The sequence below is a fragment of the Burkholderia cepacia complex sp. TUM26381 genome, assembly GCF_057439935.1.
Window position 1 is genome coordinate 3,250,248 of record NZ_CM172007.1, and the last position, 22,526, is coordinate 3,272,773.

A 22,526-nucleotide genomic window follows, 5' to 3' on the forward strand; every position below is an offset into this window, starting at 1 on the left:
TTGATCACGAGCAGTTTAGGCAGCGCTCTGCCAGAATGTCTCATGCCGATTTATCGTCCCCACATAACATGGAGTTAAGGCTGTGCGTCTGAACCTGCGCCAGATCGAGGTGTTTCGCGCCATCATGCTGACCGGCTCGATCAGCGGCGCCGCGAAGCTGCTGCACGTCTCGCAGCCGGCCGTCTCGCGGCTCATTTCGTATGCCGAACAACGGCTCGGCCTCGCGCTGTTCGAGCGCATCAAGGGGCGGCTCTACCCGACGCCGGAAGCGCAGCGGCTGTTCGTCGAAGTCAACGCGGTGTACCAGGGCGTGCAGCGCGTCAACGAAATCGCGGAAGACCTGATCGAGAACCGGATGGGCCACCTGCGCATCGCGTGCAGCCCCAATCTCGGCCAATCGCTGCTGCCGCGCGCAATCGCGGCGTTCTACGAGCGCTTTCCCGACGTGCGCATCATCCTGCACACGATGATCCCGAGCGTGCTGCTGCAGGCGGTGCTCACGCAGCAGGTCGAGCTCGGCATCGCGTTCCTGCAGGACACGCACCCGAACGTCGAAAGCCAGCCTCTCTATGAGAACCGGATGGTCGCGGCCGTGCCCGCATCGCACCCGTTCGCGCGCCGCAAGACGCTGGCCGTGCGCGATCTCGCGAACCAGCCGCTGATCGGCTATGGCAGCGACATTCCGCTCGGGCAACTGGTGCGGCGGCTGTTCAGCGACGAAGGGCTCGTGCCGCAGGTCAAGATCGAGGTGCAGCAGGCGCACGTCGCGTGCGCGCTCGCGCAGGCCGGCACCGGCATCGCGCTGATCGACGAACTGACGGTCGCGGGGCCGATATGGCCGCAGATCGTCGTGAAGCCGATCGTGCCGACGATCGCCGCGCCGGTCAGCGTGCTGCACCCGGTGCTCGCCCCCCTGTCGAGGCTCGCGCACGAGTTCATCGACACGCTCCATACGCTCTCCGCGAACGCATGAATTGCGGTGCCGAAACGGGCTGGAATCGTTGTCCAGCCTGCGTTTCGTCGTCGCACCGGCAGGGACGGATTCGCGCGCAGGCAGCCTGTCGCTCGAGCGTCACCGGGATTACCCTACGCTTAACATCGCGTTATGAAGTCTCCATAAAATAGCAATAACGCTCAATATTCGGCGTCCCTAGAATCGTTTGGACAGTACCGCCACACAAGGCTTTCCGGCCGGCGCGTACAGCCCTTTTCCCCTCTCAGGACAAACGACACATGGGACGCATTCTGTCTTCGAAGGACGTCGAAGCCGCCGTCAAGGGCGGTTCGGTTTTCGCATGCGGCGGCGGCGGCTGGGCCGACCACGGCCGTGAACTCGGCACGCTCGCGGTCACGATCGGCCGCCCCGAACTGGTCACCATCGACGAGTTGCCGGACGATGCGTGGATCGCCACGGCCGCCGCGATCGGCGCGCCGGGCGGCCTCACCGACTGGCAAATGCTCGGCGCCGACTACGTGAAGGCCGCACAGCTCGTGCAGGACGCGCTCGGCGAGCCGCTCGCGGGGCTCATCATCGGGCAGAACGGGATGTCGAGCACGCTGAATGCGTGGCTGCCGTCCGCGCTGCTCGGCACCAAGGTGGTCGACGCAGTGGGCGACATCCGCGCCCATCCGACCGGCGACATGGGCTCGCTCGGCCTCGCATCGAGCACCGCGCCGATGATCCAGGCGGCAGCCGGCGGCAACCGCACACAGCATGCGTACATGGAAGTGGTCGTGCGCGGCGCGACCGCAAGGGTGTCGCCGGTGCTGCGCAAGGCGGCCGACATGGCCGGCGGCTTCATCGCGAGCTGCCGCAATCCGATTCGCGCCTCGTACGTGCGCCAGCATGCGGCGCTCGGCGGCATCAGTCGCGCGCTCGCCCTCGGCGAAGCGATCATCGACGCCGAACGGCGCGGCGGCAGCGCGGTGATCGACGCGATCTGCGCGGCCACCCGCGGCGAGATCGTCGCGAGCGGCAAGGTCGAGCGCAACACGCTCGAATACACGCGCGAAGCGTTCGACGTCGGCCTCGTCCATGTCGGCAGCGGCGCGCAGCGCGCAGTCATTCATGTGATGAACGAACACATGGCGGTGGACGACGCGCACGGCGCACGGATCGCGACCTACCCCGACGTAATCACGACGCTCGATGCACAAGGCCGCCCCGTCAGCGCCGGGCAGTTGAAGGAAGGGATGGAGATCCACGTACTGCGCGTCGCGAAGGCGCACATTCCGCTGTCGTCGTCGGTGTTCGATCCGGCCGTCTATCCGCCGGTCGAAGCCGCACTCGGCATCTCGATCGCCGACTATGCGCTCGCGCGCTGAACGGAGATCACGATGACGAACCGGATGAACCGCACCTTCGAAGTCACGTCGGGCAACACGCTGCGCTGCAAGGGCTGGCGCCAGGAAGCGCTGCTGCGCCTGCTCGAGAACGTGCTCGCCGTCGGCGAGGATCCCGATCGCCTGATCGTCTATGCGGCGCTCGGCCGCGCGGCGCGCGACTGGCCGTCGCACGACGCGATCGTCAACACGCTGAAGACGATGGACGAGGACCACACGCTCGTCGTGCAGTCCGGCAAGCCCGTCGCGCTGCTGCGCACGCACGCGAGCGCGCCGCTCGTCGTGATGGCGAACTGCAACCTGATCGGCCAGTGGGCAAAGGCCGAACACTTCTACGAACTGGAGCGGCGCAACCTGATCTGCTGGGGCGGGCTCACGGCCGGCGACTGGCAGTACATCGGCTCGCAGGGCGTGATCCAGGGCACCTACGAAATCTTCTCGCGAATCGCCGAGCGCCATTTCGACAACGACCTGCGCGGCCGCTTCATCCTGACGGCCGGCCTCGGCGGGATGGGTGGCGCGCAGCCGCTCGCGGGCCGGATGGCGAACGCGGCGACGCTCGTCGTCGAGATCGACCAGACGCGCATCGACAAGCGGCTGCAGATCGGCTTCCTCGAACGGCAGGCGCGCGATCTCGACGAAGCGCTCGCGCTGATCCGCGACGCGCAGGCACGGCGCGAGCCGGTCTCGGTCGGCCTGCTCGGCAACGCGGCCGACGTGTTCCCGGCGATCCTCGCACGCGGCGTCGTGCCCGACATCGTGACCGACCAGACGGCCGCGCACGATCTCGTGTACGGCTACGTGCCGTCGGGCTACACGCTCGACGAAGCGCGCGCGCTGCGCGACGGCGACCGCACGAAGCTGATGGACGCGAGCCGCGCGTCGATCGTGCGGCACGTCGAGGCGATGCTCGGTTTCAAGGATCGCGGCGCGATCGTGTTCGACAACGGCAACCTGATCCGCACGCATGCGAAGGACGGCGGGGTCACGCGCGCGTTCGAGATCCCGGTGTTCACCGAGGCGTTCCTGCGCCCGCTGTTCTGCCGTGCGATCGGCCCGTTCCGCTGGATCGCGCTGTCGAACGACCCGAACGACATCCGCATCATCGACGACTACCTGCTCGAGCACTTCCCGGACAACCGGATCGTCACGAACTGGATTCAACGCGCCCGCGAATGCGTGCCGTTCGAAGGGCTGCCGGCGCGCATCGCGTGGCTCGGCCACGGCGAGCGCACGCGCCTCGCGCTCGCGGTCAACGCGATGGTGCGCGACGGCGTGCTGGCCGGGCCGGTCGCGTTCACGCGCGATCACCTCGACGCCGGCGCGATGGCGCACCCGAACATCATGACCGAGAACCTGCGCGACGGCTCCGACGCGGTAGCCGACTGGCCGCTGCTGAACGCGATGATGAGCTGCTCGTCGATGGCCGATCTCGTCGCGATCCATTCGGGCGGCGGCGGCTACAGCGGCTACATGACCAGCGCAGGCATCACCGTCGTGGCCGACGGCAGCGCGGCGGCGAACCAGCGTCTCACGCTGTCGATGACCAACGACACGGCGCTCGGCGTGATCCGCTATGCGGACGCCGGCTACGAAGAAGCGCTCGACGAAGCGGAACGCAAGCAGATTCCGCACATCCGGCTGTAAGGCCGTCCGCACGACGACAGGAGATCGAAGTGAAGCAAACCGCGGTTCCCCTCGACACGGCCACGGCCGTGTCGCCCCCCGCCTCGAGTGCCGGGCGCGCGATCGCCGCGGCGTCGATCGGCAACGCGCTGGAGTGGTACGACTTTTCCGTCTACGCGTTCTTTGCCGTGTACATCGCGCAGAACTTCTTCCATCGCGGTGACACGGGCACCGAGCTGGTCGAGGCGTTCATGGCGTTCGGGATCGGCTTCATCGCGCGGCCGCTCGGCGCGCTCGCGATCGGTGTGTACGGCGATCGCGCAGGCCGCAAGGCCGCGCTGACGCTGACCATCCTCGTGATGGCGGCCGGCACCGGCATCATCGCGTTCGCGCCGCCGTTCACCGCGATCGGCATCGGCGCGCCGCTGCTGATCCTGTGCGGCCGGCTGCTGCAGGGCTTCTCGGCCGGCGGCGAAGTGGGCGGCGCCGCGGCGTTCCTGATCGAGCACGCGCCGGCGGACCAGAAGAGCCGCTACGCATCGTGGCTGCAGGCGAGCATGGCTGCGTCGAACATCCTCGGCGCGCTGGTCGCCACCGCCGTGACGCTCACGCTGTCGCGCGAACAGATCGGCGACTGGGGCTGGCGGATTCCGTTCATCCTCGGCCTCGCGATCGCGCCGGTCGGCCTGTGGCTGCGCAAGACACTCGACGAAACGCCGCATTTCCGCGCGGAAATGGCACGCGCCGCGCACGCGCCGGCCGAACGCAAGACGCCGCTGCTGCAGGTCGTGCGCGACTATCCGCGTGCGCTCGTGGTCGGTACCGGGTTCTCGGTGTTGTGGGCCGTGTGCGTGTATGCGCTGGTGATCTACATGCCGACGCACGTACAGCGCGCGCTGCATTTCGACGGACGCGACGCGTTCATCGCGTCGCTGATCGGCAACTGCCTGATGGCCGTCACCTGCGTGTGCGCCGGGAGCTGGTCGGATCGCTTCGGGCGGCGCACGGTGCTGACGGTCGGCGCGGTGCTGATGCTCGTGTCGGTGTATCCGCTGCTGCACTGGCTCGCCGACGTGCACACGCTCGCCGCGCTGATCGTCGTCCAGAGCGCGTTCTGCGTGATGGTCGCGATCTTCACCGGTGTCGCGCCCGCCGCGTTGTCGGAGCTGTTCCCGACCCGCGTGCGCGCCACCGGCATGTCGCTGTCCTACAACATCGCCACGACGATCTTCGGCGGCTTTGCCCCGGCGATCCTCGCGTGGCTCACGCAGCGATCGGGCAACCCGTTCGCGCCTGCCTGGTACGTGATGGTCGCAAGCGCCATCGCGCTCGTATCGATCGCCGCCCTGTCTTCCACGTCACGTCACGCCTGAATTCGGAGAACTGCTTCATGCAACGCTTCCTCATGCGGAGCGCGGTCGCGCTCGCGCTTTTCGCCGCCGTCCCGGCCTTCGCGGACGTCACGCTCGACGGCCGGTCCGCCACACCCGAATCGATCGCGCGCATTGCCGACGGCGAAGCCGTGTCGATCGCGCCGTCCGCCCGCCAGCGCGTGGTCGCCGCGCACGACGTGCTGCTGAAGGCCGCCGCGGCCGGCCAGCAGATCTACGGGCTGACGGTCGGCGTCGGCCTCAACAAGGACCGCGAGATGGTCGACGCGCACGGCAAGCTGTCGCAGGAAGTCATCGACGCGTCGACACGCTTCAACATCGGGCTGATCCATGCGCACTCGGGCAGCGTCGGCCCCGACATGAGCGTGCGCGTGGCCCGCGCCGCGATGGCCGCACGCCTGAACGCGATGCTCGACGGCGGCGCCGGCGTGCAGCCGGCGATCGTCGACGCGTACGCGCAGTTCCTCAATCGCGGCGTCACACCGGCCATGCCGGCGGACGGCTCGATCGGCGAGGCCGACATCACGATCCTGAGCCACGTCGGTCTCGCGATGCTCGGCGAAGGCGACGTGTACTACCAGGGCCGCAAGATCGCGGCCGCCGACGCGCTGAAGTCGGCCGGCATCGCGACGATCCGCCCGTACGGCAAGGACGCGCTCGCGATCCTCAGTTCCAACGCGTATTCGGCCGGCATGGGCGCGCTGGCGCTCGCCGACATGGCACGGCTCGCGCAGGTGTCGAAGGTCGTGTTCGCGCTGAGCCTGCAGGGGCTGAACGGCAACGTATCGCCGTTCCGCGAGGACACGCTCGCGCTGCGGCCGTTCCCGGCGACGCTGCGCGCGGGCGCCACGCTGCGCACGCTGCTCGCGGGCAGCAGCCTGTGGAACCGCGATCCGGACCGGCCGCTGCAAGATCCGCTCAGCTTCCGCTCCGGCGTCTACCTGCTCGGCGAAGAAGATCGCACTTACGACGAAGCGCGCGCGCTGCTGCAGGTGCAGCTCAATTCGAGCGACGACAACCCGGGCGTCGCGGTCGGCGTCACGCCGAAGTCGAGCCGGGCGCAGGACGCGGCCGGCTATGTCGACGGCGGCGGCGCCGTGCTGCCGAGCGCGAACTTCGAGCCGCTGCCGTGGGTGCTCGCGTTCGAACAGCTCGGGCTCGCGCTCGGCCACAACGCACTCGCATCCGCCCAGCGCATCGTCAAGCTGAACGACCCGCACCTCACCGGCCTCTCGCGCTTCCTCGGCACCGAGGACACCGTGCATGCGTTCGGCGCGATGGAGAAGCCGCCGACCGCGCTCGCGATGACGGTGAAGTCGCTCGCGATGCCCGTGTCGCTCGACTACCTGCCGGTTGCCGGCGGCATCGAGGACATCGCAACGAACGCGCCCGACGTCGTACAGCGCGTGCAGAAGCAGATCGACGCGAGCTACACGCTGCTCGGCCTCGAACTCGTCGAAGCCGGCCAGGCGATCGACCTGCGCCAGCGCAAGCAGCCGTCGTTCACGCTCGCGCCGGCCACGCAGCCGCTGTACCGCGCTCTGCGCACGAAGGTCGCGTTCCTCCAGCGCGACCGCCCACTCACGCCCGACTTCCGCGCTGCCGATGCGCTGCTGCGCGCGTATCGCAACTGAGCGGCGCGCCGCCCTTCCTTCGTTTCACCCGTCGGTTGTCACACCCGCCGCCGCGATCGCCGTTCGATCGCGGCGCGGGGCCCGAATGTCCGTCCATATCGCACGCCGCTCGCCGTCTTTCAACCACCCCGCACCGGAACATCCTCATGAAAAAAATCCTGTTCGCGCTGCCGCTCGCCGCGGCCGCCACCGCCCACGCGCAAAGCAGCGTCACGCTGTACGGCATCGTCGAAGACGGCGTCGACTACGTGTCGAACGTGCAGGGCAAGCATCTCGTGCAGCTCGCGTCGGGCGTGACGGCCGGCAGCCGCTGGGGCGTGCGCGGCACCGAGGATCTCGGCGGCGGCCTGAGCGCGATCTTCCGGCTCGAAAGCGGCTTCGACCTCAACTCCGGCCGCCTCGGCAGCGGCCTGGCGTTCTCGCGCAACGCGTACGTCGGCCTGAACGACACGAAGCTCGGCACGCTGACGCTCGGCCGCCAGTGGGATTCGATCGTCGACTACGTCGAGCCGTTCACGCTGAACGGCAACATCGGCGGCTACTACTTCGCGCACCCGAACGACATGGACAACACCGACAACGGCTTCCCGATCTCGAACGCGGTCAAGTATCGCAGCCCGACGATCGCGGGCATCACGTTCGGCGGCCTCTATGCGTTCGGCGGGCAGCCGGGCCGCTTCTCCGACAACGCAACGTTCAGCGTCGGCGCGAGCTATGCGGCCGGCCCGGTCGGCTTCGGCGTCGGCTATCTGCGGATCAACAACCCGGGCGTGTCGACACAGGGCTACCAGAACTATCCGGGTTTCACGAACGCGATCTACGGCAACTACCTCGACGCGGCGCGCGCGCAGAAGGTGTTCGGCGTCGGTGCGTCGTACCAGGTCGTACAGTGGCTCAAGCTGCTCGCCGACTTCACGAACACGAACTTCCAGCAGGGCAGCGCGGGGCACGATGCGACGTTCCAGAACTACGAGCTGTCGACGCTCGTCACCCCGACGCCGGCCGTGACGATCGGCGCCGGCTATACGTACACGACGGGCCGCGACCACGCGACGAACGCGGAGCCGAAGTATCACCAGTTCAACCTGAGCGTCGAATATGCACTGTCCAAGCGCACCAGCGTCTATGTGATGGGTGCGTTCCAGAAGGCCGCCGGCGACGCGCCGGTCGCGCAGATCGCGGGCTTCAATCCGTCGAGTAACCAGAAGCAGGCCGTCGGGCGCGCGGGTATCCGCCACGCGTTCTGACGTTCCGTTCGACGGGTGCCGTCGCGCACCCGTCCGTTCTCTTCCTCTATGTGATTCAATCAGTATGCCTATCCATTCAACCCGGATTGCCGGCCGGCGCCGTCGACTGCTGTCGGCCGTCGGCGCATCGCTGATCGTGTGCTCGATCGCCGACGACGCCACGGCCCAGTCGTCCGTCTCGCTGTACGGGCTGGCCGACGTCTATGCCGGCACGCAAAAGAGCCTCGGCAAGCCGCGCGCGTATGCGATGAACTCGGGTGGCTTCACGACGAGCTTCTGGGGGATCGGCGGCCGCGAGGCGCTCGGCGGCGGCTACGCGCTGCAGTTCGCGCTCGAAGCATTCATGCGCCCGTCGAACGGCGGCGCCGGCCGCTTCGGCGGCGATACGTTCTTCGGGCGCAACGCGTATGTCGGCATCGCGACGCCGTACGGCGTGCTGCGCGCGGGACGCAACACGACGCCGTACTACATCGCCGTCGTGCGCTTCAATCCGTTCTCGACGTCGTTCGGCTTTTCACCTGCATTGAACCAGATGTACAAGGGCGTCGCGGGGCAAGGCCTCGTCGGCGACAACGGGTGGAGCAATTCGGTGCTGGTTTCGACACCCGGCGAGCATGCTCTGCAGGCGAACCTGATCTATGCGACGGGCAACGCGCCGGGCCATACCGGCGCGAACCAGTGGGGCGGCAGCTTCACCTACGACGCACACCGCGCGTTCAGCGCGACGCTCGCGTTCCAGCAGGCGAAATTCGACCGGACGCCCGGCGACCTGAACGCATCCATCGCCGGCTTCACGCAGCAGGACGCCGTGCTGGCCGGCGTCGGCTACGACCTGAAGGTCGTGAAGTTCACCGCGTTCTATCAGTACGTGCACGACGCGATCGACGGCGGCGGGCTCGGCACGCACAGCGGGCAGGTGGGCGCGGCGGTGCCGATCGGCTTCGGCACGGTGCTCGCATCGGTGATGGCCGCGAAGAGCCACGGCCGCGACCGCCCGTCAAGAACGACGTGGGCGCTCGGCTACGACTACCGGCTGTCGAAACGGACCGATGTTTACGTGGCCTACCTGCGCGACCGCGCGAGCGGCTACGGAAACGGCGATTCGGCCGGGCTCGGGCTGCGCACGGCGTTCTGAACCCGCACGCGGAACGCGGCTACGCGTCGACTTCCGCGTGCAGCAGCAACACCGCGTCGCGCTTCTCCAGCAAGTGCCGCCGCAGGATCGCCGCGAGCGCCTTGCCGTCGCGCGCCTCGAGCGCCTTGATCATCTCCTCGTGATCGTGCACCGCGCGATCCCACTTCTCGACGTGCTGGTTCGAGCGGAACCGCATCGACATGATCCGGCGGTTGATCGCCTGGTACGTGCCGCGCAGCGCCGAATTGCGCGCGGCCTCGTTGATGCGGTCGTGGATTTCCTGGTTGCGGCTGTAGTAGCCGGGCAGGTCGTTCTGCATCCGGCACGCGAGCATCGAGTAATGCAGCGCCTTGATCTCCGCCAGTTCGGCGGGCGTGATGCGCTCGCACGCCAGCTCGCCGGAAAACGCCTCCAGCCCCGACATCAGCTCGAACGTCTCGCGGATCTCCGATTCGGTCATCCGGTACACGCTCGCGCCGCGGTTCGGCGACAGCACCAGCAGCCCCTCGGACGCCAGCACCTTGAACGCCTCGCGCAGCGGCGTGCGCGAGATGCCGAGCGTCTCGCACAGCTCGCGCTCGTTCAGCCGCATGCCCGGCGTCAGCACGCCTTCGACGATGAACTTGCGCAGGTGCTCGACGACCGTGTCGTGCAGCCGTTGCCGCTCCAGTTTCGGCAGTGCCGGCGCGCTGCCGGCATGCTCCAGATCATTCAAATCTTGCATGCAAAGTCCTTCCTTCTTGCTTCCCGCGATTCTACTGCAACTCGCCCGACCCGAATATCACCCCGCCAATGTCGGGTAAACACCGGCATTTTCGGTGAAATCAGCGCTTGGTTCTGCCGTGGTCGCTCTGCTAAAGTATTTTGCATGCAAAATTCAAAATGCAACCAAGGAGACAGAACGACCATGCTGCAACTCGACTTTCACCCGTCCGGCCGCCACTTCCTGCAGATTCCGGGGCCGAGCCCGGTGCCCGACCGCATCCTGCGGGCAATGAGCTACCCGACCATCGACCACCGTGGCCCCGAATTCGGCGCGCTCGGCCTCAAGGTGCTGGCCGGCATCAAGAAGATCTTCAAGACCACGCAGCCGGTAGTCATCTATCCGGCGTCCGGCACCGGCGCATGGGAAGCCGCGCTGACCAACACGCTGAGCGCCGGCGACACCGTGCTGATGTTCGAGACCGGCCACTTCGCGACGCTGTGGAAGAAGATGGCCGAGGCGCTCGGCCTGAAGCCCGAATTCCTCGGCCTGCCGGGCATCGAAGGCTGGCGCCGCGGCGTGCAGCCGGACCTGATCGAAGCGCGCCTGCGCGCCGACACCGCGCACGACATCAAGGCCGTGTGCGTGGTGCACAACGAGACCTCCACCGGTGTCACGTCCGACATCGCGGCGGTGCGCCGCGCGATCGACGCGGCCGGCCACCCGGCGCTGCTGATGGTCGACACGATCTCGGGGCTCGCGTCCGCCGACTACCGCCATGACGAATGGGGCGTCGACGTGACGGTGTCGGGCTCGCAGAAGGGGCTGATGCTGCCGCCGGGCATCAGCTTCAACGCGGTGTCGCCGAAGGCGCTCGCGGCGAGCGAGCACGCCAAACTGCCGCGCGCATTCTGGGGCTGGCACGAGATCATCGAGGCGAACAGGAACGGCTACTGGCCGTACACGCCGAACACCAACCTGCTGTACGGGCTCGCCGAAGCGCTCGACATGATCCTCGGCGAAGGGCTCGACAACGTGTTCGCGCGCCACCAGCGGCTCGCGGAAGCGACGCGCCGCGCGGTGCGCGCATGGGGCCTCGAGATCCAGTGCGCGGACCCGGCCGTCTACAGCCCCGTGCTGACCGGCGTGATGATGCCGGACGGCGTCGACGCGGACGCCGTGCGCAAGCTGATCTACGAACGCTTCGACATGTCGCTCGGGCAGGCGCTCGGCAAGATGCGCGGCCGGATGTTCCGCATCGGCCATCTCGGCGACTGCAACGACCTCACGCTGATGGCCACGCTCGCCGGCTGCGAGATGGGGCTGAAGCTCGCCGGCGTGCCGGTTGCCGCAAGCGGGGTCGTCGCGGCAATGGCGTATCTCGCGTCGAACACCCACACGCCCGCGCTGCGCGCGGCGGCCTGACCGCGTGTGCCTGCGGCGTGCCGCGGGCACATCGCTCGTTCCCCTTTGCGGCCCGCACGACGCGCGGCCGCGCTGCATCGGCACGAAACCGGCCTCAGAGCCGGCGCGGTTGCAGCGGCAAGCCAGACAACATCTAGGAGACGCAACATGAAGCTGTTCCGGGCGACCAGCATCGTGCTGGTGATGCTGTGCGTGATGTACTTCATCACGTACCTCGACCGCGTGAACGTGAGCACGGCTGCCGCCGGGTTCGGCCGGGAGTTCGGGCTGAACAAGACGGAGATCGGCCTGGTGTTCTCCGCATTCGCGTATCCGTACCTCGTATTCCAGATCATCGGCGGCTGGGTCAGCGACCGCTTCGGCGCGCGCCGCACGCTGCTCGCGTGCGGGCTGCTGTGGGCCGTCGCAACGCTGCTCACCGGGATGGCCGGCGGCCTCGCGTCGCTGCTCGCCGCGCGCCTGCTGCTCGGGCTCGGCGAAGGCGCGACGTTCCCGGCGGCCACGTCGGCGATGTCGCGCTGGGTGCCGCGCGAGAAACGCGGCTTCGCACAGGGCATCACGCATGCGTTCTCGCGCGTCGGCAACGCGGTCGCACCGGCCGCCGTCGTCGCGGTGATGGCCGTGTACGGGTGGCGCGAATCGTTCTACATCTGCGGCGTGATCAGCATCGTGTGGGTCGCGGTCTGGGCGCTCGTCTACACCGAACATCCGAAGGACCATCCGCGCATCACACAGGCCGAACTCGATGCGCTGCCGCCGCCGAAACAGAAGCCCGCCACCGTGCCGTGGGGCCCGCTGTTCCGCCGGATGATGCCCGTCACGATCGTCTACTTCTGTTACGGCTGGACGCTGTGGCTGTTCCTGAGCTGGATTCCGCAGTACTTCCTGCACAGCTACGACCTCGACCTGAAGAAATCGGCGGTGTTCGCGTCCGCGGTGTTCTTCGCGGGCGTGATCGGCGACACGCTCGGCGGCATCGTCACCGACCGCGTCTATGCTCGCACCGGCAGCCTCAAGCGTGCGCGCAGCTGGATGGTGTCGATCTGCATGCTGTTCACGCTGTTGTCGCTGCTGCCGCTGCTGTTCACGCACCACCTGTACGTGTCGATGGCGTGCCTCGCGGCCGGTTTCTTCTTCGCCGAGATGACGATCGGCCCGATGTGGGCCGTGCCGATGGACATCGCACCGGAATACTCGGGCACCGCGAGCGGGATGATGAATTCCGGCTCCGCGCTCGCGGCGATCCTGTCGCCGGTGATCTCCGGCTTCGTGATCGACCGCTTCGGCAGCTGGGAGCTGCCGTTCATCGGCAGCATGGTGCTGATGGGCGTGGGCGTGCTGCTCGCGTTCCGCATGCAGCCGGACAGCCGCTTCGCCGATGCACCCGCCGAACAGCCCGCCGCCAACCGCTCGCCGGCCTGATGCCAACCTGGGCGCTGCCGCCGCCGGCGCCCGCCTTCTTCTTCAAGACGCACGATGACCCAAGCTACCCAGGATCTCGCCGCCCGGCTCGCCGCCGGCTGGCAACACGGCATCGCGTTCGCCGCGCTGCCGCCCGAACTCGTCCCCGTCAGCGCCGATGCTGCCTATGCCGTGCAGGCGCAGGTGCTCGCCGAACGCAGCGCCGCGATCGGCGCGTGGAAGGTCGGCGCGAAACAGCCCGACGGCCCGATCCAGGGCGCGCCGCTGCCCGACGACTGCCGGCATGCGAGCGGCGTCACGCTGCCGCGCGGCGCGTTCCGGCCTCTCGGCCTCGAACTGGAAATCGCGTTCCGCTTCGGCCGCGACTTCGCGCCGCGCGCCACCGCGTATGCCGACGAAGAAGTGTTCGAAGGCATCGCACAGATGGGCGCGTCGATCGAGATCGTCGCGAGCCGCTTCCGCGAATGGCCGGACGTCGCGCCCGTTGCGCAGCTCGCCGACCTGCAGAACCACGGCGCACTCGTGCTCGGCGAAATGACCGGCTATCGCGAGGATTTTCCGTTCCTCACGCCCAACCCGGCCTTCACGTTCGACGGGAAGGACATCGCCGGCGCCGCACCCGGCACGAATCCCGCAGGCGACCCGCGCCGCCTGCTGCCGTGGCTCGTGAATCATGCGTCGCAGCGCGGCATCGTGCTGCCGGCCGGCACCGTCGTCACGACCGGCTCGTACACGGGGATGTTTTTCCCGAACGCGGCAGGCACGGCCGTCGGCCGCATCGCCGGGCTGCCGCCCGTCAGCGTCACGCTCGCCTGATCCACGCCTGATCCGTTTTCACCCGATACCGACCGCCGCCATGAAATCCGCCGTCACGCCTTCGCTGGTTCGCCCTGTCCATCTCGTGCCGTCGCAAGGCGCCGCGCTGTCGCCGCTGTTCGAGCGGCTGCGCGCGGAAATGCGCGGCGACGTCCACGCCGATCGCGCGAGCCGCGGCCGCTACGCAACCGACGCGTCGATCTACCAGATCATGCCGCTCGGCGTGGTCGTGCCGCGCGACCAGGACGACCTGCGCATCGCGCTCGACGTCGCGCGCGACCGCAAGATCCCCGTGCTCGCGCGCGGCGCCGGCACGAGCCAGTGCGGGCAGACGGTCGGCGAGGCGCTCGTCGTCGACAACAGCAAGTGGCTGAACCGGATCGTCGAATTCGATGCGCAGGCGCGCACCGTCACCGTCGAGCCGGGCATCGTGCTCGATCACCTGAACGCGTGGCTGAAGCCGCACGGGCTGTGGTTTCCGGTCGACGTGTCGACCGGCGCGCAATGCACGATCGGCGGGATGGCCGGCAACAACTCGTGCGGGTCGCGCTCGATCGAGTACGGCAACATGGTGCACAACGTGCTCGCGATCGACGCGATCCTCGCGGACGGCAGCGAGTGCCGGTTCGGCTCGCTTGCGCAGCCCGTCACCGATCGTCGCACGCTCGCGCTGCTGCACGGCGTCGAACGGATCGCACGGCGCGAGCGCGACGAAATTGTCGAGCGCGTGCCGAAGGTGCTGCGCCGCGTGGCCGGCTACAACCTCGACCTGTTCGACTGCCAGAACCCGCGCGCGTACACCGACGACGGCCACGCGAATCTCGCGCACCTGCTCGTCGGCTCCGAAGGCACGCTCGCGCACAGCCGGCAGATCACGCTGAAGCTCGCGCCGCTGCCCGCGCACAAGACGCTCGGCGTCGTGAACTTCCCGACCTTCTACCAGGCGATGGATACCGCGCAGCACATCGTGAAGCTGAAGCCGGTGGCCGTCGAACTGGTCGATCGCACGATGATCGACCTGTCGATGGAGAACCCGGCGTTCCGGCCCGTGATCGAACAGGCGCTGGCCGGGCAGCCGCAGGCGATCCTGCTCGTCGAGTTCGCGGGCGAATCGCGCGATGCGCAGCTGACGCAGCTCGACCGGCTCGCCGAACTGATGGCCGATCTCGGGCTGCCCGGCAGCGTCGTGAAGATGACCGATGCCGGCGCGCAGAAGGCGCTGTGGGACGTGCGCAAGGCCGGGCTCAACATCATGATGAGCATGAAGGGCGACGGCAAGCCGGTGTCGTTCATCGAGGATTGCGCGGTGCCGCTCGAACATCTCGCCGAATATACGCGCCGCCTGACCGACGTGTTCCACAAGCATGAGACCGAAGGCACGTGGTACGCGCATGCGAGCGTCGGCACGCTGCATGTGCGGCCGATTCTCGACATGCGGCGCGATGGTGCGACGCGCATGCGCGAGATCGCCGGCGAAGCGGCGGCGCTCGTGCGCGAGTACAAGGGTGCGTATTCGGGTGAGCACGGCGACGGGTTGTGCCGCGGCGAATGGGTCGCGTGGCAGTATGGCCCGCGCCTGAACGCGGCGTTCACGGAAATCAAGGCGCTGTTCGATCCCGACAACCGCTTCAACCCGGACAAGATCGTCAACCCGCCGCGCATGGATGTGCGGGAGAACTTCCGCTTCGCGCCGGGCTATGCGGCGCTGCCGTCGCAGCCCGCGCTCGACTGGTCTGCGTGGAACGTCACGCGCAACCCGCTGACCGGTGACGAAACCGCACCCGGCACGGGCACCGACATCACGCACGGGCTCGCATCGGCCGTCGAGATGTGCAACAACAACGGCCACTGCCGCAAGTTCGACGCGGGCACGATGTGCCCGAGCTACCGCGTGACACGCGACGAACAGCACGTGACGCGCGGCCGTGCGAACACGCTGCGGCTCGCGGTGACGGGGCAGCTCGGCGACGACGGGCTCGCCGGCGACGACGTGAAGGCCGCGCTCGACCTGTGCGTATCGTGCAAGGGCTGCAAGCGCGACTGCCCGACGGGTGTCGACATGGCGCGCTTCAAGATCGAGGCGCGGCATGCGTGGAACCGCAAGCACGGCACGACGCTGCGCGAACGGCTCGTCGCGTATCTGCCGCGTTACGCGCCGTGGGCGTCCAGGTTGCGCGGGGCGATCGCGTTTGCAAACGGCGTGCCGGTCGTCGCGGCGGCGATGAAGCAATGGATCGGCCTCGCGCCGCAGCGTGCGCTGCCCGCGTTTGCGCGGCCGTTTCTGGCGAATGCGGGTGGGTCTGCACAAGAACCCGGCTCGGCAACCCGCGACGTGCTGCTCTTCGTCGATACGTTCAGCAACTACCAGGAGCCGGACAACGCGCGCGCTGCGCAGGCCGTACTCGAAGCAGCGGGCTACACCGTGCATTTCAACGTGCGCGCAGGCGAACGGCCGCTGTGCTGCGGCCGCACGTTCCTCGCAGCCGGGCTTGTCGACGAAGCGAAAGCCGAGGCGAAGCGCACGCTCGATACGTTGCGGCCGTATCTCGAACGCGGTGTCGCGATAGTCGGGCTGGAGCCTTCGTGCCTGCTGTCGATGCGTGACGAGTTTCTTGCTTATGGCTACGGTGACGAAGCCGCGCGACTCGCCAGTCATGCGTTCCTGTTCGAGGAGTTTCTCGTCCGCGAGCAGGAAGCCGGCAGGTTGTCACTGCCGCTGCGCGCGATCGACGCGTGCGAGGCACTGGTACACGGCCATTGCCATCAAAAGGCATTCGGCGCATTCACGCCGGTGCAGACCGTGCTGGGCTGGATTCCGGGGCTGAAGGTGTCGCCGGTCGAATCGTCGTGCTGCGGGATGGCCGGCAGCTTCGGCTACGAAGCCGAGCACTACGATGCGTCGCAGGCGATGGCCGAGTTGTCGCTGCTGCCGGCCGTGCGGGCGCGGGCCGAAGGCGCGATCGTCGTCGCGGACGGCACGAGCTGCCGGCATCAGATTCACGATGGTGCGCAGACCCAGGCCGTGCATGTGGCGCGCGTGCTGGCGCAGGCGCTGCAAATCTGAAGACGCTATCGACGCGCATGCGGCCCACGCGCGCCGCGCTCCATCACTGCGGCGCGCCGATCCCGCCCATCAGCGTCATCAGTTGCTCGCGCAACCATCGACTGCCCTGGTCCTGATCGGCGCTGCGATGCCAGTAGCAGAAGTAGTCGAGCCCCGGCATCTCGAACGGCAGTTCGAGAATCCGCGCCGGATAGCGCTGCAGCAGCCGCAGCGGCGCCGTCAGCGCGAGATCGCCGCGCATCGCGATCAGCGGCGCGACCATGTAATGCTGCACGCGCATCTGGATATTGCGGCGCAGCCCGAGCCGCGTCAGCTCGGCGTCGACGTGCCCGCTGCCCTTGCGGCGGCTCGACACGTGGATGTGCCCCATCGACAGGTAGTCGTCCATGGTGAGCGTGTTGCCCTTGAACGGGTGATCGTCGCGGATCATGCACGCGTAGCGGTCCCGCACGAGCAAGGCCTGGTGCAGATGCGGATCGCCGATCAGCGGCGCGTCGATCGCGATGTCGACCGAGCCGTTCGCGAGCGCGGTCGCGACTTCGCGGCGGTCCATCGTGTAGCTGCGCACGTGCATGCCGGGCGCATGCGTCTGCAGCAGTTCGCCGAGCGCCGGCAGCAGCAGCGCTTCGGTCAGGTCGCTCATGCTGAGCCGGAACACGCGCTCGGACGACGCCGGATCGAACACGTCGCCTTCGTGCGCGCTCGAATCGAGCAGTTGCAGCGCCTCGCGCACGCGGCCGACGATGTTCTCGGCCATCGGGGTCGGCATCATCCCGGCCGGCGTGCTGACGAACAGCGGATCGTTCAGCGACTTGCGCAGCCGCGCCAGCGCGTTGCTGACGGCCGGCTGCGTGAGGTTCAGCACCTCGGCCGCGCGCGTCAGGTTGCGCTTGTTGTAGATCGCCTCGAATACGACGAACAGGTTCAGATCAATCTTCGCAAGGCGCATCGCCGGATCTCCTTGCCGGCATCTTACGGCGCGCGCCTCCCGTTCGTCCATGTTCGCCAGGCGAAGACCGGCCGGTCAGCCGCGCAGCGGCGGCGTCAGGTACGGCGCGGTCGAACCGGGCTCGCCGTCCTTGATCTCCATCCGCGCGATCGCCTGCAGGTGCACCTCGTCCGGACCGTCGGCGAAGCGCAGCGCGCGGCCCCACGTCCACAGGTCGGCGAGCGGCGTATCGGGGCTCAACCCCGCCGCGCCGAACACCTGCATCGCGCGGTCGCACACATCGGTATAGACGGTCGGCACGAGCGCCTTGATCATCGAGATTTCCTTGCGCGCGGCCTTCGCGCCGACCTTGTCGATCATCCACGCGGCCTTCAGCACCAGCAGGCGCGCCTGGTCGATCTCGATGCGCGAACGCGCGATCCATTCGCCGACGGTGCCGTGACGGTTCAGCGGCTTGCCGAACGCGACGCGCGACTGCGCGCGGTCGACCATCAACTCCAGCGCCAGCTCGGCCGCACCGATCGAACGCATGCAGTGGTGGATGCGGCCCGGCCCGAGGCGCGCCTGCGCGAGCGCGAAACCGCTGCCTTCCTCGCCGAGCAGGTTGCGCGCCGGCACGCGCACGTTGTCGAACGTGATCTCGCAGTGCCCTTCCGGCGCGTAGTGATTGACGACCGTGATGTTGCGCACGACCGTCACGCCCGGCGTATCGCGCGGCACGAGGATCATGCTCTGCTGCTGGTGCGACTCGGCATCGGGATCGGTCTTGCCCATCACGATGAAGATCTTGCAGTTCGGATGCGCGGCGTTCGTGATGAACCACTTGCGGCCGTTGATCACGTATTCGTCGCCCACGCGCTCGATGCGCGTCGTGATGTTCGTCGCATCCGACGACGCGACGTCGGGCTCCGTCATCGCGAACGCCGAGCGGATCTCGCCGCGCAGCAGCGGCAGCAGCCACTGTTCACGCTGCTCGGGCGTGGCGAACATGTGCAGCAGCTCCATGTTGCCGGTGTCCGGCGCGTTGCAGTTGAACACTTCCGACGCCCAGCCCACGCGCCCCATGATCTCGGCGAGCGGCGCGTATTCGAGGTTCGTCAGGCCCGTGCCGGGCTCGTCGTCCTTCAGGTGCGGCAGGAACAGGTTCCACAGCCCTTCCGCCTTCGCGCGCGCCTTCAGTTCCTCCATGAACGACACCGGGTACTGGCCCGCATGCACTTCCTCGTTCCACTGGCGGATGCGCGGCACGATGTGCGCGTCCATGAATGCGCGCACGCGTTCGCGCAATGCTTCCACTTTCGGGGTGTAGCCAAATTCCATGATCGACTCCTCGAGATTCCGTCTTCCGTTCGGTCAGAAGGCCGAGACACCGCCGTCGACGGCGACGGCCTGCCCGGTCAGATAAGTGTTTTCCTTCGCGCACAGCGTCAGCATCGTCGCGACGATTTCGTCGGGGCGGCCGAGCCGCTTCATCGGCGAGCCCTGCGCGAGAAAGTCCTGGCGGTCGCCGATATCGCTGTCGGTGACCATCGGCGTCGTGCTGTAGAACGGGCACACCGCGTTCACGCGGATGCCGTGGCGCGCGTATTCCAGCGCGGCCGTCTTCGTGAGCCCGACCACCGCATGTTTCGACGCCGCATACGCGGCGAGCTTCGGCGCGCCGCCGAGCCCGGCCATCGACGCGACGTTCAGGATCACGCCTTCGCGTTGCGCGAGCATCTGGCGGATCTGGTGCTTCATCCCGAAGAACACGCCCTTCGCGTTCACCGCGAAGCTCAGGTCGAGATCCGCTTCGTCGGTATCGATCAGCGCCTTCATCGGCGGCGCGATGCCCGCGTTGTTGATGCCGACGTCGAGCCGTCCGAAGCGCTCGGCCGCCGCGTGCACCAGCGCCGCCACCTCAGCCTCGACGCGCACGTCGCAGCGCTGCGCGATCACGTCGGCGCCGGCCGCGCGCAGCGGCGCGGCCACGCGTTCGAGCGCTTCGCCGTTCAGGTCGCCGAGCGCGAGCCGTGCGCCCATCGCGGCCAGTTCACTCGCGAGCAGCGCGCCGAAGCCGCTGGCGGCGCCGGTGATCATCACGGCCTGCCCGGCGTAGCTGTCGATTTTCATCGCGCGCTCAGATCGTCAGGCCGCCGTCGACGACGATGCATTCGCCGTTCGTATAGCTCGCCGCGTCCGACACGAGATACAGCACGGTGCCGGCCATTTCGCGCGGCTCCGCATGGCGCTTCAGCGGGATCTTCGCCTTCCATGTCTCGTAGATGTCCTTGTCGGCGAACAGCGCGCCCGCGAACTTCGTTTTCGTGAGCCCCGGCAGCAGCGCGTTCACGCGAATGCCGAGCGGCCCGCACTCCTTCGCGAACGCCTTCGTCATGTTGACGACGGCCGCCTTCGTGATCGAGTAGATGCCCTGCCGGTCGCCCGGTTGCAGCGCGTTCACCGACGCCGTGTTGACGATCGCGCCGCCGCCGTGTTCCTTCATCAGCTTGCCGGCCTCGACCGACATGAAGAAGTAGCCGCGGATGTTCACGTCGACGGTCTTGTCGTACGCGGCGAGATCGGTATCGAGGATGTGCCCGAAATACGGGTTCGCGGCCGCGTTGTTCACGAGGATGTCGAGGCGGCCGTGCTTGCCGCGGATATGCTCGAACGTCGCGGCGATGTCCTCCAGACGCCCGACGTGGCACGCCAGCGCCTCGGCGCGGCCGCCCGCCGCGACGATCGCATCGGCCACCGCCTGGCAGTCGTCGAGCTTGCGGCTCGATACGATCACGTGCGCGCCCTGCTCCGCGAGCAGCTTCGCGATTTCCTCGCCGATGCCGCGGCTCGCGCCCGTCACCAGGGCAATCTTGCCCGTCAGGTCGAACAGATTCGTTGCCATGTTGCTGTGCTCCTCCATTGATTGGATTGTCGAGTCGCCGCCCGGCGACCCTGGCGATATCAACGATGCGCGTCGATCACGCCGACGGCCAGTTCGGCCAGCCGGCCGGCCATCTCGCCGACGCGCAGCGCCTGCTCGCTCGATGCGTTGCCCTGCAGCGCGCGCGCTTTCACGCCCTGCGCGATCGCGGCGAGCCGGAAGAAACTGAATGCAAGGTAGAAGTGCCAGTCGCGGATCGGCTCGATGCCGCGCAGTTCGCAATAGCGCGCGACGATCGCCGCTTCGTCCGGGATGCCGAGCGCCGCGCGATCCTGGCCCGCGAGCCCGCGCACCTGCCCGCCGGACGGCAGCCGCAGGCACATGCAGAAGTACGCGAGATCGGCGAGCGGGTTGCCGAGCGTCGACAGTTCCCAGTCGAGCACGGCCTGCACGCGATAGCCGTCGCGCGCGAACATCAGGTTGTCGATCCGGAAATCGCCGTGCACCAGCGCCGGCCGGCCCGTATCCTCGGGGCAGGCATTCGGCAGCCAGTCGATCAGCGTCTCCATCGCGTCGAGGCGTCCGGTTTCCGCCGCGCGATACTGCTTCGTCCACACGCCGATCTGGCGCTCGAAGTAGTTGCCGGGGCGGCCGTAGTCGGCGAGTCCCACCGCATCGACATCGACGTCGTGCAGCGCGGCCATCGTCTGCAGCAGCGCGTCGTAGCACGTCGCGCGATCGGCCTTCGGCAGTTCCGGCAGCGCGGGATCCCAGAAGATCCGGCCGTCCTCGAAGCTCATCACGTAGAACAGGCTGCCGATCACGTCGCGGTCTTCGCACAGGTGATACGGGCGCGCGACCGGCACCGCGGTGCCGGACAGCGCGCTCAGCACGCGGAATTCGCGGTCGACCGCGTGCGCGGATTTCAGCAGTTCGCCCGGCGGCTGGCGGCGCAGCACGTAGCGGCCGCTCTTCGCGTTCAGCAGGAAAGTCGGATTCGACTGGCCGCCGGCAAACTTCTCCGTGTCGACCGGGCCTTCGAAGCCCGGCACGTGCGTTTCCAGATAGTGCGTGAGGCGGGCTACGTCGAGTTGCTGGGAAGGGTTCGTCATCGTCGCGATCGTTCGTGGGTCAGCCGTAGGTTCGCAGCGCGTGCCGTTCGGGATCCTCCAGATGCGGGATGCCGTTGAACGACGCGAGGTGGAACGCATCGGCGTTGAAGAAAAACTGCGAAAGACTGCTGTTGCGGATCTGCAGGTTCAGCGCGATCGCGCTCGACGGCGGCGCCGCGAGCACCTGCTGAACGGTGACCGCGATCGGGCCGCCGGAACTCACTGCGAGCACGCGCTGGCCGCCGCCGTGGCGGATCGCGGCGCGGGCGTCGCCCACGCGCTGCTGGAAATGCGACCAGGTTTCGGGGGCGCCGTCGAGCTTGTCCTCGGTCCACAGCTGCAGCACCTGCCGGAGCGCACGGAAGTGCTCCTTCATCGAGCCGGCGGCAAGCCGTGCGATCTCCGGATAGTCGTGGGCGGCCGCCGCGAACAACCCGTGGAAGTCGTATTCGTTCAGGCCGGGGTGACGGTCGACCGGCACGCCTTCGCGGCCCATTCCGCGCAGAATCGCGTCGACCGTCTGCGCATGGCGGTTCATCGTGCCGCAGATCACGCGGTCGAATTCAAGGCGCTGCCACGCGAAGTATTCGCCGAGCCAGACACCCTGCTGCTCGCCGCCCGGGGAAAGCCGGTCGTAGTCGTCGGTGCCGAATGATGCCTGCCCGTGCCGTACCAGAAAGAGTTCAGCCATCGCATGCCCGCCTGAGTGAAGGATTCAGCATAGCCAGCAGGGAAGCATTTTTGAAATTTATTTTCTGAATCAGCAGGTATTCACTACATGAATTCATTCCCGCTC

18 protein-coding genes are annotated in these 22,526 nt (G+C 67.8%); 11 read left to right on the forward strand and 7 right to left on the reverse strand.

Annotation, left to right across the window (positions count from 1 at the left end; all coding sequences use genetic code 11):
- The first annotated feature begins 82 nt into the window (after nucleotides 1–82).
- The 7 genes from ACWMMN_RS31395 (at nucleotide 83) to ACWMMN_RS31425 (ending at nucleotide 9,376) form a co-directional block, all read left to right on the forward strand.
- Complete coding sequence (locus tag ACWMMN_RS31395) at nucleotides 83–973, forward strand: LysR family transcriptional regulator (protein ID WP_059237982.1); 891 nt, start codon at nucleotides 83–85, stop codon at nucleotides 971–973.
- Nucleotides 974–1,233: 260 nt separating this feature from the next.
- Complete coding sequence (ertC, locus tag ACWMMN_RS31400) at nucleotides 1,234–2,325, forward strand: thiohydantoin desulfurase (RefSeq protein ID WP_059237984.1); 1,092 nt, start codon at nucleotides 1,234–1,236, stop codon at nucleotides 2,323–2,325.
- A gap of 24 nt (nucleotides 2,326–2,349) precedes the next feature.
- Complete coding sequence (gene ertB / locus ACWMMN_RS31405; protein WP_174992674.1) at nucleotides 2,350–3,990, forward strand: thiourocanate hydratase; 1,641 nt, start codon at nucleotides 2,350–2,352, stop codon at nucleotides 3,988–3,990.
- Between the two features lie 29 nt (nucleotides 3,991–4,019).
- Nucleotides 4,020–5,342, forward strand: coding sequence for an MFS transporter (locus ACWMMN_RS31410; RefSeq protein ID WP_486423631.1), 1,323 nt, complete (start codon nucleotides 4,020–4,022; stop codon nucleotides 5,340–5,342).
- Nucleotides 5,343–5,359: 17 nt separating this feature from the next.
- The gene (locus ACWMMN_RS31415) at nucleotides 5,360–6,994 is read left to right on the forward strand and encodes an HAL/PAL/TAL family ammonia-lyase (RefSeq protein WP_486423632.1); all 1,635 of its coding nucleotides are present in this window, start codon (nucleotides 5,360–5,362) and stop codon (nucleotides 6,992–6,994) included.
- Between the two features lie 146 nt (nucleotides 6,995–7,140).
- Nucleotides 7,141–8,241 carry a porin gene (locus ACWMMN_RS31420; RefSeq protein WP_059237989.1) on the forward strand — a complete coding sequence of 367 codons (1,101 nt, stop codon included), beginning with the start codon at nucleotides 7,141–7,143 and terminating at the stop codon, nucleotides 8,239–8,241.
- 64 nt (nucleotides 8,242–8,305) lie between these two features.
- Nucleotides 8,306–9,376, forward strand: a complete 1,071-nt coding sequence (locus ACWMMN_RS31425; RefSeq protein WP_486423633.1) for a porin — start codon at nucleotides 8,306–8,308, stop codon at nucleotides 9,374–9,376.
- A gap of 19 nt (nucleotides 9,377–9,395) precedes the next feature.
- Here ACWMMN_RS31425 and ACWMMN_RS31430 read toward each other — a convergent pair whose 3' ends face one another.
- The gene (locus ACWMMN_RS31430) at nucleotides 9,396–10,100 is read right to left on the reverse strand and encodes a GntR family transcriptional regulator (protein ID WP_059237993.1); all 705 of its coding nucleotides are present in this window, start codon (nucleotides 10,098–10,100) and stop codon (nucleotides 9,396–9,398) included.
- A gap of 183 nt (nucleotides 10,101–10,283) precedes the next feature.
- On the opposite strand from ACWMMN_RS31430, the gene ACWMMN_RS31435 reads away from it, so the two are divergent.
- From ACWMMN_RS31435 to ACWMMN_RS31450, 4 genes are all read left to right on the forward strand, one after another.
- Nucleotides 10,284–11,504: a pyridoxal-phosphate-dependent aminotransferase family protein gene (locus ACWMMN_RS31435; RefSeq protein WP_486423634.1), complete on the forward strand. Its 1,221-nt coding sequence runs from the start codon at nucleotides 10,284–10,286 to the stop codon at nucleotides 11,502–11,504.
- 147 nt (nucleotides 11,505–11,651) lie between these two features.
- A complete protein-coding gene (locus tag ACWMMN_RS31440) occupies nucleotides 11,652–12,926 on the forward strand; it encodes an MFS transporter (RefSeq protein WP_174992563.1) in 1,275 nt (424 codons plus the stop codon).
- Nucleotides 12,927–12,980: 54 nt separating this feature from the next.
- Nucleotides 12,981–13,742 carry a 2-keto-4-pentenoate hydratase gene (locus ACWMMN_RS31445; protein ID WP_342705576.1) on the forward strand — a complete coding sequence of 254 codons (762 nt, stop codon included), beginning with the start codon at nucleotides 12,981–12,983 and terminating at the stop codon, nucleotides 13,740–13,742.
- 40 nt (nucleotides 13,743–13,782) lie between these two features.
- Nucleotides 13,783–16,806, forward strand: a complete 3,024-nt coding sequence (locus ACWMMN_RS31450) for an FAD-binding and (Fe-S)-binding domain-containing protein (protein WP_486423635.1) — start codon at nucleotides 13,783–13,785, stop codon at nucleotides 16,804–16,806.
- Between the two features lie 43 nt (nucleotides 16,807–16,849).
- On the opposite strand, the gene ACWMMN_RS31455 is transcribed toward ACWMMN_RS31450, so the two are convergent.
- From ACWMMN_RS31455 to ACWMMN_RS31480, 6 genes are all read right to left on the reverse strand, one after another.
- Entirely contained in the window at nucleotides 16,850–17,755 is a 906-nt protein-coding gene (locus tag ACWMMN_RS31455) for a LysR family transcriptional regulator (RefSeq protein WP_486423636.1), read from the reverse strand.
- A gap of 75 nt (nucleotides 17,756–17,830) precedes the next feature.
- Nucleotides 17,831–19,075, reverse strand: a complete 1,245-nt coding sequence (locus ACWMMN_RS31460; RefSeq protein ID WP_059238006.1) for an acyl-CoA dehydrogenase family protein — start codon at nucleotides 19,073–19,075, stop codon at nucleotides 17,831–17,833.
- 33 nt (nucleotides 19,076–19,108) lie between these two features.
- On the reverse strand, nucleotides 19,109–19,867 hold the full coding sequence (locus tag ACWMMN_RS31465; RefSeq protein ID WP_059238008.1) for an SDR family NAD(P)-dependent oxidoreductase: 759 nt from the start codon (nucleotides 19,865–19,867) through the stop codon (nucleotides 19,109–19,111).
- A gap of 7 nt (nucleotides 19,868–19,874) precedes the next feature.
- The gene (locus ACWMMN_RS31470) at nucleotides 19,875–20,639 is read right to left on the reverse strand and encodes an SDR family oxidoreductase (RefSeq protein WP_059240854.1); all 765 of its coding nucleotides are present in this window, start codon (nucleotides 20,637–20,639) and stop codon (nucleotides 19,875–19,877) included.
- A 59-nt stretch (nucleotides 20,640–20,698) separates the two neighbouring features.
- Nucleotides 20,699–21,730, reverse strand: a complete 1,032-nt coding sequence (locus ACWMMN_RS31475) for a phosphotransferase (protein ID WP_486423637.1) — start codon at nucleotides 21,728–21,730, stop codon at nucleotides 20,699–20,701.
- Between the two features lie 19 nt (nucleotides 21,731–21,749).
- Entirely contained in the window at nucleotides 21,750–22,421 is a 672-nt protein-coding gene (locus ACWMMN_RS31480; RefSeq protein WP_059238012.1) for a histidine phosphatase family protein, read from the reverse strand.
- Nucleotides 22,422–22,526: the final 105 nt, after the last annotated feature.